Here is a 13154-nt window from a genome sequence, read left to right on the forward strand (position 1 = left end):
TTGTGGTCAGGTCGATGCGGCCGGGATGCTGTGCGCAGTGGAGAACTCAAGCAAGAAGGAAGCCAGCATCACCCCGAGTCTTCCTCCGGGTCGAAGCAGAGCGCGCGGTCGCAACACTCGGCACAGTGCGGAGCCTTGCAGATCGGCACACCAGCGCGCTCGCAGAGCTGCCGGTAGAAGAACTTCTTCCATTTCATGTCGCCGACGTTCTTCGCCGCAAGGACGGGGAAGTTCTCACACAGCAAGTCCGATAACGCCTTGCGGTCGGGCAGCCCCATGTCCTGCCAGAGGTGGTTCGCGCCCATTGCCGCCGTCGCGATGGCATGACACAGGCAGATGCCAGACTCGTCGGGCAGCGCCAGGTGTTCGAGCAACAGATCGAGGAGATCGGCAAACTCGTCGCCGTCATCGTCGGGAGTCCACACGCCGGGGGCCACCGCGAACCTGCTGCCGGGGCAAAGAGTCGCCAGGAGCGCTTGCAGCCGCTCTTCCGGAAAACCCCGGATCAACGGCCAGCGGCCCGCCTGCAGCGATTGACCGACGACGCCAAGCAAGGCGAGTGTGCGCTGGTCTTCGCCGAGCCGCATCCTCGGCAGTTTGTCGGTCGCGTCGAGCATGCAGGGCTCCCAAGTGGCGAATGAGGGACTTGAAGCAGGATCCACGCCAAGCTGCCTGGCAGTCACACCGAACCACGACCGATCCACGGGCCCTGGCCAGCCGCGCTCGTGCCTGGACCGGCCGGTGGCGCTCCTCCGCTGCGTTCGACGCGACAATGTCGCGAACCCGACAACGCCCGGCCCAGACACAAGGATGCGGAATCAGGCGCTTAGCGGTGGCACGGCCCTTGCGTCATGAGCGGGAACAGAGGACTGACGCCATGAAGACAGCCGAAATCGCTGAACTGCTGAACGAGCCCGCCTGTGCTCACAACAGGAATGAAAAATCCGGTTGCGCGCGCACCAAACCCGGCGCAACCGCCGGCGGCTGCTCGTTCGATGGCGCGCAGATTGCGCTGCTGCCGATTGCCGACGTCGCCCACATCGTGCACGGGCCGATCGGCTGCGCTGGCGCTTCCTGGGACAACCGCGGCGCGCGCTCGTCGGGCCCGACACTCTATCGCATCGGCATGACCACCGACCTCACCGAGCAGGACGTGATCATGGGCCGGGGCGAGAAACGCCTGTTCCTGGCCATCAAGCAGGCGATCGACGACTACGCGCCGAAGGCCGTGTTCCTTTACGCCACCTGTGTTCCGGCGCTGATCGGCGACGATATCGAGGCCGTGGCCAGAGCGGCCAGCGCGCGCTGGGGCGTGCCGGTGCTGCCGGTCGACTGCGCCGGCTTCTACGGCACCAAGAATCTCGGCAATCGCATCGCCGGTGAAGCCATGTTCAAGTACGTCATCGGCACGCGCGAGCCGGCACCGGTCGCGGCCTCGGCACACCGGCCGGGTATTCGGGTGCACGACGTGAACCTCATCGGCGAATACAACATCGCCGGGGAGTTCTGGCATGTGGCGCCGCTGTTCGACGAACTGGGTTTGCGCATTCTGTGCACGCTCTCCGGCGACGCACGCTTCCATGAGGTGCAGACCATGCATCGGGCGCAGGCATCGATGGTGGTCTGCGCCAAGGCGCTGCTCAATGTCGCGCGAAAACTGGAAAGCGACTTCGGCGTGCCCTTCTTCGAGGGCAGCTTCTACGGCATCACCGATACCTCGCAGGCCTTCCGCGACTTCGCCCGCTTGCTGGGCGATGACGATCTCGCAGCGCGCACCGAGGCGATGATTGCCCGCGAGGAGCGCTCCGTTCGCGCCGCCCTCGAACCCTGGCGATCGCGGCTCGCCGGCAAGCGGGTGCTGCTCTACACCGGCGGCGTCAAGAGCTGGTCGGTGGTGTCGGCGCTGCAGGAGCTCGGCATGACGGTGGTTGCCACGGGCACCAAGAAGTCGACCGAGGAGGACAAGGCGCGCATCCGCGAGATCATGGGCGAGGCGACGAAGATGATCACCGACGGCAGCCCGCAGGCACTGCTGCAGGCTTACCGCGACCATCAGGCGGACATTCTGATCGCCGGCGGGCGCAACCTGTACACTGCCCTGAAGGCCCGCATCCCTTTTCTCGACATCAATCAGGAAAGGGAGTTCGGCTACGCCGGCTACGGCGGCATGCTGGAGCTGGTGCGCCAGCTCGCGCTGACGCTGGAATCGCCGGTGTGGCAAAAGGTGCGGGCGCCGGCGCCATGGCATGCCACGCCGGTCGCGGGCGACGCGCTGGCGGTGGCCGGAGCGCCCGATGCCTGAAATCCTCAAGCGCGCCAAGCCACTGGCGGTGAATCCGCTCAAGGCCAGTCAGCCGATCGGCGCCGCCTTGGCTTTTCTCGGCTTGCGGCGGACGATTCCGATGCTGCACGGCTCGCAGGGCTGTACGGCTTTCGGCAAGGTGTTCCTGGTACGCCATTTCCGCGAGCCGATCCCGCTGCAGACGACGGCCATGGATCAGGTCTCGAGCATCATGAGTGCGGACGAGAACGTCATCGAGGGGTTGCGCGTGCTCTGCGAGAAGAGTCGGCCGGAGATCATCGGCCTGCCGACCACCGGACTTTCCGAGACCCAGGGCTGCGACATGCTGCGCCTGGTGCGCGAGTTCCGCCGTCGGCATCCGGAGTTCTCGACCACCGCGGTGGTGCCGGTGAACACGCCGGACTACAGTGGCTGCCTCGAGTCCGGCTTTGCTCTCGCCGTCGAGGCGATCATCGACACGCTGCTCGCCGCCGACCCCGTGCCAGCACCGGCAGAGGGCGTCAGGAGGCAGCTCAACGTCCTCGCGTCGTCAATGCTGACGCCGGGAGACATTGAAGCGATCAAGGAATGGATCGAGGCCTTCGGTCTGCAGCCGGTGGTTCTGCCCGACCTCGGCGATTCGCTCGATGGCCATCTGATCGATCAGGAGAGCACGCCACTGACCCTCGGGGGGACGTCGAAAGCTGCCATCGCAACGCTCGGCAGAGCGGTTGCCACCGTCGTCATTGGCCGCTCGCTGCACCAGGCCGCCGATCTGTTGCAGGCACGCAGTGGCGTTCCTGATTTCCGTTTCGATCATCTGCTCGGCCTCGATGCCTGTGACGCCTTCACGGTCACACTGGCTGAAATCTCGGGGCAGCCGGTACCGCCCGCCATCGAGCGCCAACGGGCGCAACTGCAGGACGCGATGGTCGATACCCATTTCATGACCGGCTCTCTGCGCATCGGCATCGCCGCTGACCCCGATCTGCTGCTGGCGCTGGGCCAGTTTCTCACCGGCGTCGGCGGCGAAGTGGTCGCCGCGGTGGCGTCGACACGTGCCGAGGTGCTGGCCGATCTGCCGGCCGCCTGCGTCTGCATCGGCGATCTCGAGGATCTGGAACGTGCGGCACGAGCGCAACGCGCCCAGATCATCGTCGCCAATTCGCACGCCGCGCCCATCGCGCTACGCCTGCAAGTGCCGCTGTTGCGGGCTGGATTCCCCCAGTACGACTGGGTCGGCGGCTATGCGCGGACCTGGGTCGGCTATCGCGGCGCGCGTCAGGCCTTGTTCGACATCGCCAATCTCTTCCTCGGGAACCACCATGGCATCCCAGTCCATCGATCGATCTACCGGGTCGGCGACGACGGCGACGCAGCGCCGAGGGCGCCGTCTGACGCTGGCCTGGTCCACCACTAGCAAGGCGCCGGGAATGATCCGAGTCGCCTTCGCCAGCAGCGACCGCAGCAGGGTGAATCAGCACTTCGGCGCCGCCGCGGGCTTTGCCGTCTATGCCGTGGACGGTGAGCGGGCGCGCCTGATTGAAATCGTCGAGTTTCCGCCGGCCGCCGTGGAGGCAAACGAAGGCAGACTGCCGGCACGGGTTGCCGCACTGGTGGGCTGCGCCGCCGTGTACTGTCTGGCAGCCGGTGCTTCGGCCGTGAAGCAGTTGCTGGCCGCTGGCGTACGGCCGATCCGGACCGACGATCAAACGGAAATCGAGCTGCTGCTGCGGCAGCTCAGCGGGGCAATCCGCGCCGGCGGCATTGGCTGGGTCGACAAGGCGAGCCGCCGGCACGACAGCGACGACACGCGCTTCGATCGCATGCTCGACGAAGGCTGGGACGAATGATCGCGGGCCCTATGCAAGCCCGCGGCCGGGTAGTCGAGGTGCACGGCGACGTGGCCGACGTACGCGTTGCCGTCGCCCCCAGCTGTCATGGCTGCAGGGCACGCGCCGTCTGCGCTGACCGTGGCGCGCAAGTCATCCGCATCGTCGCACCGGCGAACACGGCAGTCGGTGACCCGGTGTTGCTCGAGCTCGATCAAGCGAATTTTGCGCTTGGTGTGGCGATCGGCTATCTGCTCCCGGCCCTGACGCTGCTGCTCGGTGCGGCCGTGTCGTCTCTCGCCGGCGACACCGCCGCTGCGCTCGGTGCCGCCGTCGGCCTGAGCATCGGACTGGTGCTGGTCCGACTGCTGCACCGCAGGCTGCTCGCCGACCGCCTGCAGCCAACCGCTTCCCTCACCTGTCCAAGCCAGTCTGTTTCCGGAGAAAGCCCATGACCCCCGGTGTTGCCCTTGCATCCGCCATCGAGCCCGCAGATGCGCCAATCTATGGCACCGATTTCATCCGGGAAATGCTGCGCCAGACACGGGCGCTCGACACCTATGGCCAGTGGGACGGCAAGCCGGTGCCGTCGATCCTCGCCGGCTACATCCTGAGCAAGGCACAGAAGCGCGCTCTGCCGACCGTCGGCGACCCGGACGAGCTGACGCTGGCACGCGTCAGGGCGTTCCACAACGCCATTGCCGTGTTGATCGAAAAGGAATGTGGACGAATGGCCGTGCCCTTTGTGCACATCACCCACGAGGGCTTTGGGCGTGCGCTGATCACTGTCGGCAAGCTGGTGGCCATGGATCGGACACTGCGCGACGTGCATCGCTTCGGCTTCGAGTCGCTGACGCAGATGAAGAGCGAAGCCGACAGGCATCTCGCCGTCGCGCTCGGCATCATCGGCAGCTTTCCTGAAGCCGCCGGCATGTGAGGGCGGGACATGAGCAACGATGAACTCAGGGAACTCGATCGGGAAGTGAAGAGACTGAAGCGACTCGCCGGCGAGCAGGCTGCACGACTCCACGATCTGGTCGAGGAACGGCTGCCGGCCGCCTGGCCGGAGCTTCCGGAAATCTCACAGGCAACGCTCCTGGCGTGCCAGGCTTGGGCGGAAGCCAATGCCCGCCTGCAGGTGGCACTGAAAGGATAGGCGCATGGGCATCATCACCGGACGCACCCGTGGCGGGGACGAGTGGATCCCGCAGTTTGTCAGTTTTCTCGATGGGAAGAAGTGCATTGGCTGCGGCCGCTGCTACAAGGTCTGTCCGCGCAATGTTCTCGATCTGGTCGAGCGCAGCGAGCAGTTGCTGGCCGAGGCGGACGAGGATGTCGATGAAGATGACGAAATGATGGTGATGACCATCGTCAACGCCGGCGACTGCATCGGCTGCGGTGCCTGCGGTCGCGTCTGCCCGAAGGATTGCTACACCTACGAGGCTGCAGGCGGGTGAGCTCGGGGCAACTGCCCGTGTCGTCGCCTGCTGTCGTGTCGCAATTCGGCGTGTCGGCTTTGCGACACCCTCCGGGCCTCGGTTGAGATCGAATGAGTCGTTGAAATTCATGGTGTTGCGCGTTATCTACCGAGCTGGCACGAAGCTTGCTGCAAACAGCCCAGGGAACCCCACCCCTTCTCAAGGAGAGCACCTCATGATCCACCTGACCCCTGCCGCGCTGAAGGCAATCGGCCGCTTCATCAAGGCCACCGAGGCTCCCGTTGCCGGCCTGCGCATCTTTGTCTCCGGCGGTGGTTGCGCCGGCCTGCAATACGGCCTTCGTCTCGAGCAGGACAAGGCCGATGACGACCTGGCACTCGAGGTGGGTGCCGCTGCCCCGCTGCTCGTTGATCCGGTAAGCCACTCGATGCTCGACGGTCTGAGCGTCGATTTTGTGGACAGCCTCACCCGCACCGGCTTCAAGTTCAACAATCCGAATGTCGTCGGCGCCTGCGCCTGCGGCCAGTCGTTCACCGCCTGAGGAGACCGCCATGTGGGACTACTCCGAGAAGGTGCGAGAGCATTTTTTCAACCCGCGAAACTCCGGGCCCCTCGACAACGCCAACGGCATCGGTGACTTCGGTTCGATCAAGTGCGGTGACGCGCTGCGCCTGATGCTCAGGGTCAATCCGGAGACCGAGGTCATCGACGATGCACGATTCCAGACCTTCGGCTGCGGCTCGGCGATCGCCTCCTCGTCGGCGCTCACCGAGATCATCAAGGGCAAGACGCTGAATGAAGCGCTGCAGGTCAGCAACCAGGACATTGCCGACTATCTCGATGGACTGCCGCCGGAGAAAATGCACTGCTCGGTGATGGGGCGTGAGGCACTGCAGGCCGCGGTTGCCAACTATCGCGGTGAGAGCTGGACGGATGATCACGAGGAGGGCGAACTGGTCTGCAAATGCTTCGCCATCGATACCGTGATGATCGAGGACACGGTGCGTGCCAATCGCTTGCGGACGATCGAGGAGGTGGCCAACTACACCAAGGCCGGCGGTGGCTGCTCGGCGTGTCACGAGCAGATCGAGGACATCCTGCTTGCGGTCAATGGTCGGCTCTACACCAAGGAGGCGAAGCCAACCGAGGCGCCTGCGGCAACCAGCGGATCGCCTGGCAAACCGAAACTGACCAACTACCAGCGAATCCGCAGGATCGAGGAGACTCTGGAGGCGATCCGCCCGTTGCTGCAACGTGACCACGGCGATGTCGCCCTGATCGAGATCGATGGCAGGAACATCTATGTCGAACTCAGCGGTGCCTGCCAGGGATGCGCGATGCAGGCCGCCACCCTTGGCGGCGTACAACAGAAACTCAGCGAAGCGCTGGGCGAACTGGTGCAGGTACTGCCGGTCGCTGCGCTGCTTCGGGCGTAGCGCCATCATTCAACGGGAGAAGCCATGCCAGCGATCTACATGGACAACAACGCCACGACTGCCTGCGATCCAGCTGTCGTGGCAGCGATGCTGCCCTACTTTACCGAGCAGTTCGGCAATGCTTCGTCGATCCACAGCTTTGGATCGCGCGTCGGCAAGGCGATCAAGGAGGCACGCGGGCAGGTCCAGTCGCTGCTCGGCGCGGCGCACGACAGCGAAATCGTCTTCACGTCCTGTGGGACCGAGTCCGACGCGACCGCCATCCTCTCGGCACTGAAAGCCAATCCCGGACGGCGAACGGTGATCACCACGGCGGTCGAACACCCGGCGGTCCTGAGCCTGTGCTCCTGGCTCGAGAAGGAAGACTGCGTCGTTCATCGCCTGCGCGTCGACCGCCGCGGGCGGCTCGATCTCGACGAGTATGCTTCCCTGCTCGACGACCGCGTGGCAATCGTTTCGGCGATGTGGGCGAACAATGAAACGGGCACGCTCTTTCCGGTCGAAGAGATGGCGGAGATGGCGCACGCGCAAGGCATCCTTTTCCACACCGACGCCGTGCAGGCCGTCGGCAAGGTTGCCATTGACCTGAAGAGGACGAAGATCGACATGCTCTCGCTCTCCGGGCACAAGCTGCACGCACCGAAGGGCATCGGGGTGTTGTATGTGCGCCGCAATACCCGCTTCCGCCCACTCTTGCGCGGCGGTCACCAGGAGCGTGGGCGACGCGCTGGTACCGAGAACTCGGCTTCGATCGTCGGCCTCGGGGTTGCCTGTGAACTCGCTCAGCAGTACATGACGGAGGAGAACACGACCGTCAAGCGCCTGCGCGACCGCCTCGAAAGGGGCGTTCTCGACAACGTCAGGAACGCCTTCGTCAATGGCGACCAGCTCTACCGTCTGCCGAACACGGCGAGCATCGCCTTCGAGTATGTCGAAGGAGAAGGCATTCTGCTGCTCCTCAATCAGCAGGGCATTGCCGCCTCATCGGGCTCGGCCTGCACCTCGGGATCCCTCGAGCCGTCGCATGTCCTGCGGGCGATGGCAATCCCCTATACCGCCGCGCACGGGACGATACGCTTTTCGCTCTCACGCTACAACACCGCACAGGAAGTGGAGCAGGTCATCGCCGCCGTCCCGCCAGTGATCGCCAGGTTGCGCAAACTCTCTCCGTACTGGCGCGGTGACGCACCACTGGCCCATCCCGAGGAGGCCTTCCAGCCACAATACGCCTGAAGTCGCCGAACGATGGCAAGCCAACCGCCGCCCGCCAGATCCACAAGGTGGCGGCGGATCTCGCGCCGGGACCAGAACCCCACCGCAGACCGCATCGCCATCAGCGGCCGCCGGCAACGGCCCCTTGCCGTCGCCTGACCGTCTCGAAAAGACAGATGGCGGCGGCGGCGGCGACGTTCAGCGATTCGCAGGCGCCGGGCATCGGAATGTGCACCTGCAACTGCGTCGCCGCCAGCACCGCCGCGCGCAAACCCTGCCCTTCGCTGCCGAAGACCCAGGCGACCGCTGGCGCGAGCTGCGTGGCGTAAAGCCCTGCCGGTGCGCTCGCCGCGGTCGCGATGCTCAGCCCACGGTAGGCGGCGAGAAAGGCGGGCAGGTCGCATTCTTCGTGGATGGCGAGCTGGAAATGTGCGCCCATGCCGGCACGCAGCGTCTTCGGCGACCACGCCTGGGCACAATCCGCCGACAGCAGGATCTGGTGAAAGCCGGCCGCCGCCGCACTGCGCAGGATCGAGCCGACATTGCCGGGATCCTGGACGCCATCGAGCAGCACCGTATCGGCCGCCAGATCGATCGCCGTTGCCGGCTGCGGCCAGGCGATAACGGCCATGATGCCACTTGGCGTATCGACCAGTGCCAGCTCAGCCCACAGGGCGTCGGGCAACTGCGTGACCGGCATGACTGGCGGGCAGCTCGCCAGATGATCGATGATCTCCCGCCGCCCGGCACCGCTGTCGCTGACGACGAGTTCGGCCGGACTACCGCAGCGCTGCTGGTAGGCGGTGATCAGATGCAGGCCGTCGAGCAGGAGGCGACCACTGCGACGCCGCTCGCGGGCGCTCGCGTGCAGTCGCTTCAGCTCGCGGTAATGTGGATTGTCGCGCGAGCTGATCCGCTTCATGCCGTCAGCAGGCGGGCGACCGGCGCAAAACTGCGCCGATGCTGCGGGCACGGGCCGTGCTCCTGCAGCGCCCGCAAGTGTACTGCCGTCGGGTAGCCCTGGTGACGGTCAAAACCATACTGCGGATAGAGGGCATGCAGATCCCGCATTCCGGCGTCGCGCACCGTCTTCGCCAGGATCGACGCCGCAGCGATCTGGCAGATGCGGCCGTCGCCGCCGATCACCGCCTGCGCGGGAACGGCGAACAGCGGACAATGCGGACCATCGACGAGGATTTGCGAAGGCAGCAGGCGGTACTGTTCGATCAGGCCACTGACCGCACGCTGCATGGCGAGCAGGCTCGCCTGCAGGATGTTGAGGTGGTCGATCTCGCCGACCGACGCGTCGGCAACGGCCCAGGCGAGCGCCTGACTCCGGATGGCATCGGCAAGCCGCAGCCGCCGCGCGGCACCGAGCCTCTTCGAATCGTCGAGACCGGTGATCGGCCGCTGTGGATCGAGGATCACCGCTGCCGCCACCACGGGTCCGGCCAGTGGGCCGCGCCCCGCCTCATCGACGCCGCAGGCGAGTCCCTCAGCTTGCAGCAGCAGCGGCATGCTCGCGAATCGCTGCCGGCAGGCAGCCGATGACGGCGCTGGCTGCGCGCTCGGCGGCATTCTGCCGCAGTTGCAGGTGCATCGAATGGAAGAGCGCCTGCAGGCCGGCGCGCACCCCGCGATCGACGTAGAGGTTGAGGACGGCCTGCGCCAGGTTGGCCGGCGTTGCGTCCTCCTGCATGAACTCGGGAACGACGAAGCGGCCGGCGAGGACGTTGGGAAGGCCGACATAGGGCAGGTAGCCGCCGATGCGGCGCATCAGCCAGGCGGAGAACGGCGCCATCTGGTACACGATGACCATCGGTCGCTTGAGCAGCGCCGCTTCCAGTGTGGCCGTCCCGCTGGCGACGAGAACGACGTCGGCGGCCATCATCGCCTGATGCGCGTGTCCGAAGAGCAGGCGCAGCGGCAGATCCTCGGCGGCGCATCGCTGTCGCGCGGCCTCGAACATGCCGCGCGTCTCGCGCGTCGCCAGCGGCACGATGAAGGCTGCATCGGGAAGTGCCTGGTGTATCCGGCGCGCGGTCTCGATGAAGGTGTCGGCCATGTATTGCAGCTCGGACTGCCGGCTGCCCGGCAGCAGGGCGAAGACCGGCTGCCGTTCGGCAAAGCCCAGCAGCGCACGCGTCGCGTCACGGCCATCGGCGAGGGGCAGCATGTCGGCGAGCGGGTGACCGACGTAGCTGACCGGAATCCGCTGGCGCTCGTAGATCGCCGGTTCGAAGGGAAACAGTGCGAGGACTCGTGAGGCCGCCGCACCGATCCGGTGGATGCGTTCGCCACGCCAGGCCCAGATCGACGGACTGACGTAATGGACGGTGGTCACCCCGCGCCGCTTCAGCACCCGCTCGAGACCGAGGTTGAAATCGGGCGCATCGACGCCGACGAAGACGTCCGGCGGGTCGGCCAGCAGACGGCGCTTGAGGCTGCGGCGGATGGCGAGGATTTCGCGAAAGTGGCGCAGGACCTCGGCGTAGCCGCGCACCGCCAGCTTCTCGAGCGGATACCAGGCTTCGAAGCCCTTGCCCAGCATGCGCGGCCCGCCGATGCCGAAGAACACCGCGTTCGGCAGTCGGCCGCGGATCGCCTCGATCAGCTGGCTGGCCAGGAGGTCGCCCGACGCCTCACCGGCCACCAGTGCGATCCGGACCACGCCGGCAGTCATCGGATGATGCCGCGCTTCGAAACGGCGAGAAAGTCGAGCAGCGGCTGGATCTCGGGATGGGCCTTGACCTCGTCCTGCAGCCTGGCGCGCGCTTCGTCGAGCATCAGTCCCGACTTGTAGATCGTCCGGTACGCCCGCTTCAAGGTCAGCAGCGCTTCTGGCGAGAATCCCCGCCGCTTCAATCCCTCGGCGTTGATGCCGTACGGCCCGGCGCTGTTGCCGGCCGCCATGACGTACGGCGGCACGTCCTGGATGACGACCGATCCGGCAGCGATCATGCTGTGTGCGCCAACGCGGCAGAACTGGTGCACGCCGGCAAAGCCGCCGAGGATCGCCCAGTCGCCGATATGGACATGACCGGCGAGCTGCGCGTTGTTGGCGAAGATCGTGCGGTTGCCGACCTGGCAGTCATGCGCGATGTGAACGTAGGCCATGATCCAGTTGTCGTCGCCGACGCGGGTGATGCCGACATCCTGGGCGGTGCCGACGTTGAAGGTGCAGAACTCGCGGATTGTGTTGCGATCGCCGATCTCGAGGCAGGTCGGCTCGCCACCGTACTTCTTGTCCTGCGGCACCTCACCGAGCGACGTGAACTGGTAGATGCGGTTGTCACAACCGATGCGCGTCCGCCCGGTGATGACGACGTGCGGCCCGATGGTCGTATTGTCGCCGATCTCCACGTCCTCATCGATGATCGAATAGGCGCCGACCGCGACGTTCGCCCCGAGTTGCGCGCCGGAATGGATGATGGCGGTCTGGTGGATCATGGTGGCTGTTTCCGGAATCTCAGGCGATGTTGCTCTTGGCGCACATGAGCTCGGCCTCGGCGACCGTCTCGCCATCGACCACCGCCCGCGCCTCGAACTTCCAGATGTTGCGGAACTGGCGCTGGATGCTGACGTGCAGGTGCAATTGGTCGCCGGCCGTCACGGTCTTCTTGAAGCGCGCCTTGTCGATGCCGACGAAGAAGAAAAGCGAGTGCAGGTCGGGCTTTTCGCCGAGACTGCGGAACGACAGGATGCCCGCGGCCTGTGCCAGCGCCTCGGTGATCAGCACGCCCGGCATCACCGGATGATGCGGGAAATGCCCGGGAAAGAACGGTTCGTTGATCGTCACGTTCTTGTACGCGTGGATCGACTTGCCGGGCTGGCAATCGAGGACGCGGTCGACCAGCAGGAAAGGATAGCGATGCGGCAGATGCTCGAGGATTTCCTTGATATCCATTGCGTTCAAGACCTTGTCTCCATCAGTTTGATCTTCTTCTCAAGTTCGGCGACGCGCTCGACGAGCTTCGCAAGGCGTCTCAGCTGCGCTGCGTTGTGCAACCAGTCGGCATGCTCATCGAGCGGGAAGACTCCCGTGTACTGCCCCGGCCGGCTCAGACTGCGCGCCACCAGGGTGCCGCCAGAGATGTGCACGTCGTCGCCGAGTTCCAGGTGGCCGCTGATCATGCCGGCGCCACCGATGGTGCAGCGCCGGCCGATGCGCGTACTGCCGGCAATGCCGACACAACCGGCCATCGCCGCGTTCTCGCCGATGCTGCAGTTGTGACCGATCTGGATCTGGTTGTCGAGCTTGACGCCATCGGCGACCAGCGTGTCGTCCAGCGCGCCACGGTCGATCGAGGTGTTGGCGCCGATCTCGACATCGTCGCCGACGACGACGCGGCCGATCTGCGGGATCTTGATCCAGCGATCCCCCTCCTTGGCGAAACCGAAGCCATCCGAGCCGATCACTGCCCCGGAGTGAATGATCGCCCGCCTGCCGATCACGCAGCGATCGTAAACGACGACGTTCGGGTACAACAGCGAATCGTCTCCGATCGACGCTCCGTCGCCAATCACGCAACCCGGCTGCAGCGTCACGTTCTCGCCGAGATGCACCCCCCTGCCGACGACGACGTTCTCGCCGATCGAGGCCGATGCCGGAACCGGCGAGTGCACGACCGCGCCGCGGTGGACGCCCGGCCGGCGGGCTGCCGGCGGATTGAGCAACGCAACGACACGAGCGTAATAGGCGTACGAGTTCGGGTGCACGATCCGCGGCAGCCCGGTCGCGGCAGCGAACTGCGGCGGGACGATGACCGCTGACGCCAGCGTCGTTTGCAACTGCGAGCGGTACTTCGGGTTGGCGAGGAAGGCGATATCGCCCGCTTGCGCAGACTGCAGCGTGCCAACCCGCGACACGACGAGCGACCCATCACCCTGCAGCACGCCGCCAAGACTGGCGACGATCTCGTCGAGTCGCAAGCCCGCTGCCATCGGTGGCGCC

Annotated in this window: 17 protein-coding genes; 10 read left to right on the forward strand and 7 right to left on the reverse strand. The window is 65.7% G+C overall.

Going from position 1 to position 13154, the window contains the following annotated elements; translation table 11 throughout:
• Positions 1 to 68: 68 nt before the first annotated feature.
• Positions 69 to 617 (reverse strand): nitrogen fixation protein NifQ, encoded by a 549-nt coding sequence (locus tag V5B60_RS17790; RefSeq protein ID WP_332348757.1) that lies wholly within the window; start codon positions 615 to 617, stop codon positions 69 to 71.
• Positions 618 to 877: 260 nt separating this feature from the next.
• Between V5B60_RS17790 and nifE the strand changes: the two genes are divergently transcribed.
• The 10 genes from nifE (at position 878) to nifS (ending at position 8221) form a co-directional block, all read left to right on the forward strand.
• The gene (nifE, locus tag V5B60_RS17795; RefSeq protein ID WP_332350616.1) at positions 878 to 2302 is read left to right on the forward strand and encodes a nitrogenase iron-molybdenum cofactor biosynthesis protein NifE; all 1425 of its coding nucleotides are present in this window, start codon (positions 878 to 880) and stop codon (positions 2300 to 2302) included.
• Positions 2295 to 3701 (forward strand): nitrogenase iron-molybdenum cofactor biosynthesis protein NifN, encoded by a 1407-nt coding sequence (nifN, locus tag V5B60_RS17800; RefSeq protein WP_332348759.1) that lies wholly within the window; start codon positions 2295 to 2297, stop codon positions 3699 to 3701. The genes nifE and nifN overlap by 8 nt, the downstream gene beginning before the upstream one ends.
• Before the next feature lie 13 nt (positions 3702 to 3714).
• On the forward strand, positions 3715 to 4134 hold the full coding sequence (locus tag V5B60_RS17805) for a NifB/NifX family molybdenum-iron cluster-binding protein (RefSeq protein WP_332348761.1): 420 nt from the start codon (positions 3715 to 3717) through the stop codon (positions 4132 to 4134).
• An 11-nt stretch (positions 4135 to 4145) separates the two neighbouring features.
• Positions 4146 to 4568 (forward strand): SoxR reducing system RseC family protein, encoded by a 423-nt coding sequence (locus V5B60_RS17810; protein ID WP_332348762.1) that lies wholly within the window; start codon positions 4146 to 4148, stop codon positions 4566 to 4568.
• Positions 4565 to 5050, forward strand: coding sequence for a NifX-associated nitrogen fixation protein (locus V5B60_RS17815; protein WP_332348763.1), 486 nt, complete (start codon positions 4565 to 4567; stop codon positions 5048 to 5050). Before V5B60_RS17810 ends, V5B60_RS17815 begins: the two co-directional genes overlap by 4 nt.
• A gap of 9 nt (positions 5051 to 5059) precedes the next feature.
• On the forward strand, positions 5060 to 5269 hold the full coding sequence (locus V5B60_RS17820) for a CCE_0567 family metalloprotein (protein WP_332348765.1): 210 nt from the start codon (positions 5060 to 5062) through the stop codon (positions 5267 to 5269).
• Between the two features lie 4 nt (positions 5270 to 5273).
• Positions 5274 to 5570 carry a ferredoxin III, nif-specific gene (fdxB, locus tag V5B60_RS17825; protein ID WP_332348767.1) on the forward strand — a complete coding sequence of 99 codons (297 nt, stop codon included), beginning with the start codon at positions 5274 to 5276 and terminating at the stop codon, positions 5568 to 5570.
• A gap of 109 nt (positions 5571 to 5679) precedes the next feature.
• The gene (locus tag V5B60_RS17830; RefSeq protein ID WP_332350618.1) at positions 5680 to 6093 is read left to right on the forward strand and encodes a HesB/IscA family protein; all 414 of its coding nucleotides are present in this window, start codon (positions 5680 to 5682) and stop codon (positions 6091 to 6093) included.
• A gap of 10 nt (positions 6094 to 6103) precedes the next feature.
• Positions 6104 to 6988 (forward strand): Fe-S cluster assembly protein NifU, encoded by an 885-nt coding sequence (nifU, locus tag V5B60_RS17835; protein ID WP_332348770.1) that lies wholly within the window; start codon positions 6104 to 6106, stop codon positions 6986 to 6988.
• A 24-nt stretch (positions 6989 to 7012) separates the two neighbouring features.
• A complete protein-coding gene (nifS, locus tag V5B60_RS17840; protein ID WP_332348772.1) occupies positions 7013 to 8221 on the forward strand; it encodes a cysteine desulfurase NifS in 1209 nt (402 codons plus the stop codon).
• Positions 8222 to 8321: 100 nt separating this feature from the next.
• Here the strand turns inward: nifS and V5B60_RS17845 are convergent, their stop codons facing one another.
• Genes V5B60_RS17845 through lpxD form a run of 6 tightly spaced genes read right to left on the reverse strand, consistent with a single transcriptional unit; the run spans position 8322 to position 13144 of the window.
• Positions 8322 to 9122, reverse strand: coding sequence for a TrmH family RNA methyltransferase (locus V5B60_RS17845; protein WP_332348774.1), 801 nt, complete (start codon positions 9120 to 9122; stop codon positions 8322 to 8324).
• Entirely contained in the window at positions 9119 to 9718 is a 600-nt protein-coding gene (gene rnhB, locus V5B60_RS17850) for a ribonuclease HII (RefSeq protein WP_332348776.1), read from the reverse strand. The genes V5B60_RS17845 and rnhB overlap by 4 nt, the downstream gene beginning before the upstream one ends.
• Positions 9696 to 10883 (reverse strand): lipid-A-disaccharide synthase, encoded by a 1188-nt coding sequence (gene lpxB, locus V5B60_RS17855; RefSeq protein WP_332348778.1) that lies wholly within the window; start codon positions 10881 to 10883, stop codon positions 9696 to 9698. The genes rnhB and lpxB overlap by 23 nt, the downstream gene beginning before the upstream one ends.
• The gene (gene lpxA, locus V5B60_RS17860) at positions 10880 to 11650 is read right to left on the reverse strand and encodes an acyl-ACP--UDP-N-acetylglucosamine O-acyltransferase (protein ID WP_332348780.1); all 771 of its coding nucleotides are present in this window, start codon (positions 11648 to 11650) and stop codon (positions 10880 to 10882) included. The genes lpxB and lpxA overlap by 4 nt, the downstream gene beginning before the upstream one ends.
• 19 nt (positions 11651 to 11669) lie before the next feature.
• Entirely contained in the window at positions 11670 to 12107 is a 438-nt protein-coding gene (gene fabZ / locus V5B60_RS17865; protein ID WP_332350620.1) for a 3-hydroxyacyl-ACP dehydratase FabZ, read from the reverse strand.
• Positions 12108 to 12112: 5 nt separating this feature from the next.
• Positions 12113 to 13144 (reverse strand): UDP-3-O-(3-hydroxymyristoyl)glucosamine N-acyltransferase, encoded by a 1032-nt coding sequence (gene lpxD / locus V5B60_RS17870; RefSeq protein WP_332348782.1) that lies wholly within the window; start codon positions 13142 to 13144, stop codon positions 12113 to 12115.
• Positions 13145 to 13154: the final 10 nt, after the last annotated feature.

Origin of the sequence: Accumulibacter sp. (assembly GCF_036625195.1) — a bacterium.
GTDB lineage: Bacteria > Pseudomonadota > Gammaproteobacteria > Burkholderiales > Rhodocyclaceae > Accumulibacter.

Coding starts and splice junctions, on each gene's coding strand:
- V5B60_RS17790 (WP_332348757.1), bottom strand. CDS start 617: ATGCTCGACGCGACCGACAAACTGCCGAGGATGCGGCTCGGCGAAGAC.
- nifE (WP_332350616.1), top strand. CDS start 878: ATGAAGACAGCCGAAATCGCTGAACTGCTGAACGAGCCCGCCTGTGCT.
- nifN (WP_332348759.1), top strand. CDS start 2,295: ATGCCTGAAATCCTCAAGCGCGCCAAGCCACTGGCGGTGAATCCGCTC.
- V5B60_RS17805 (WP_332348761.1), top strand. CDS start 3,715: ATGATCCGAGTCGCCTTCGCCAGCAGCGACCGCAGCAGGGTGAATCAG.
- V5B60_RS17810 (WP_332348762.1), top strand. CDS start 4,146: ATGCAAGCCCGCGGCCGGGTAGTCGAGGTGCACGGCGACGTGGCCGAC.
- V5B60_RS17815 (WP_332348763.1), top strand. CDS start 4,565: ATGACCCCCGGTGTTGCCCTTGCATCCGCCATCGAGCCCGCAGATGCG.
- V5B60_RS17820 (WP_332348765.1), top strand. CDS start 5,060: ATGAGCAACGATGAACTCAGGGAACTCGATCGGGAAGTGAAGAGACTG.
- fdxB (WP_332348767.1), top strand. CDS start 5,274: ATGGGCATCATCACCGGACGCACCCGTGGCGGGGACGAGTGGATCCCG.
- V5B60_RS17830 (WP_332350618.1), top strand. CDS start 5,680: ATGGTGTTGCGCGTTATCTACCGAGCTGGCACGAAGCTTGCTGCAAAC.
- nifU (WP_332348770.1), top strand. CDS start 6,104: ATGTGGGACTACTCCGAGAAGGTGCGAGAGCATTTTTTCAACCCGCGA.
- nifS (WP_332348772.1), top strand. CDS start 7,013: ATGCCAGCGATCTACATGGACAACAACGCCACGACTGCCTGCGATCCA.
- V5B60_RS17845 (WP_332348774.1), bottom strand. CDS start 9,122: ATGAAGCGGATCAGCTCGCGCGACAATCCACATTACCGCGAGCTGAAG.
- rnhB (WP_332348776.1), bottom strand. CDS start 9,718: ATGCCGCTGCTGCTGCAAGCTGAGGGACTCGCCTGCGGCGTCGATGAG.
- lpxB (WP_332348778.1), bottom strand. CDS start 10,883: ATGACTGCCGGCGTGGTCCGGATCGCACTGGTGGCCGGTGAGGCGTCG.
- lpxA (WP_332348780.1), bottom strand. CDS start 11,650: ATGATCCACCAGACCGCCATCATCCATTCCGGCGCGCAACTCGGGGCG.
- fabZ (WP_332350620.1), bottom strand. CDS start 12,107: ATGGATATCAAGGAAATCCTCGAGCATCTGCCGCATCGCTATCCTTTC.
- lpxD (WP_332348782.1), bottom strand. CDS start 13,144: ATGGCAGCGGGCTTGCGACTCGACGAGATCGTCGCCAGTCTTGGCGGC.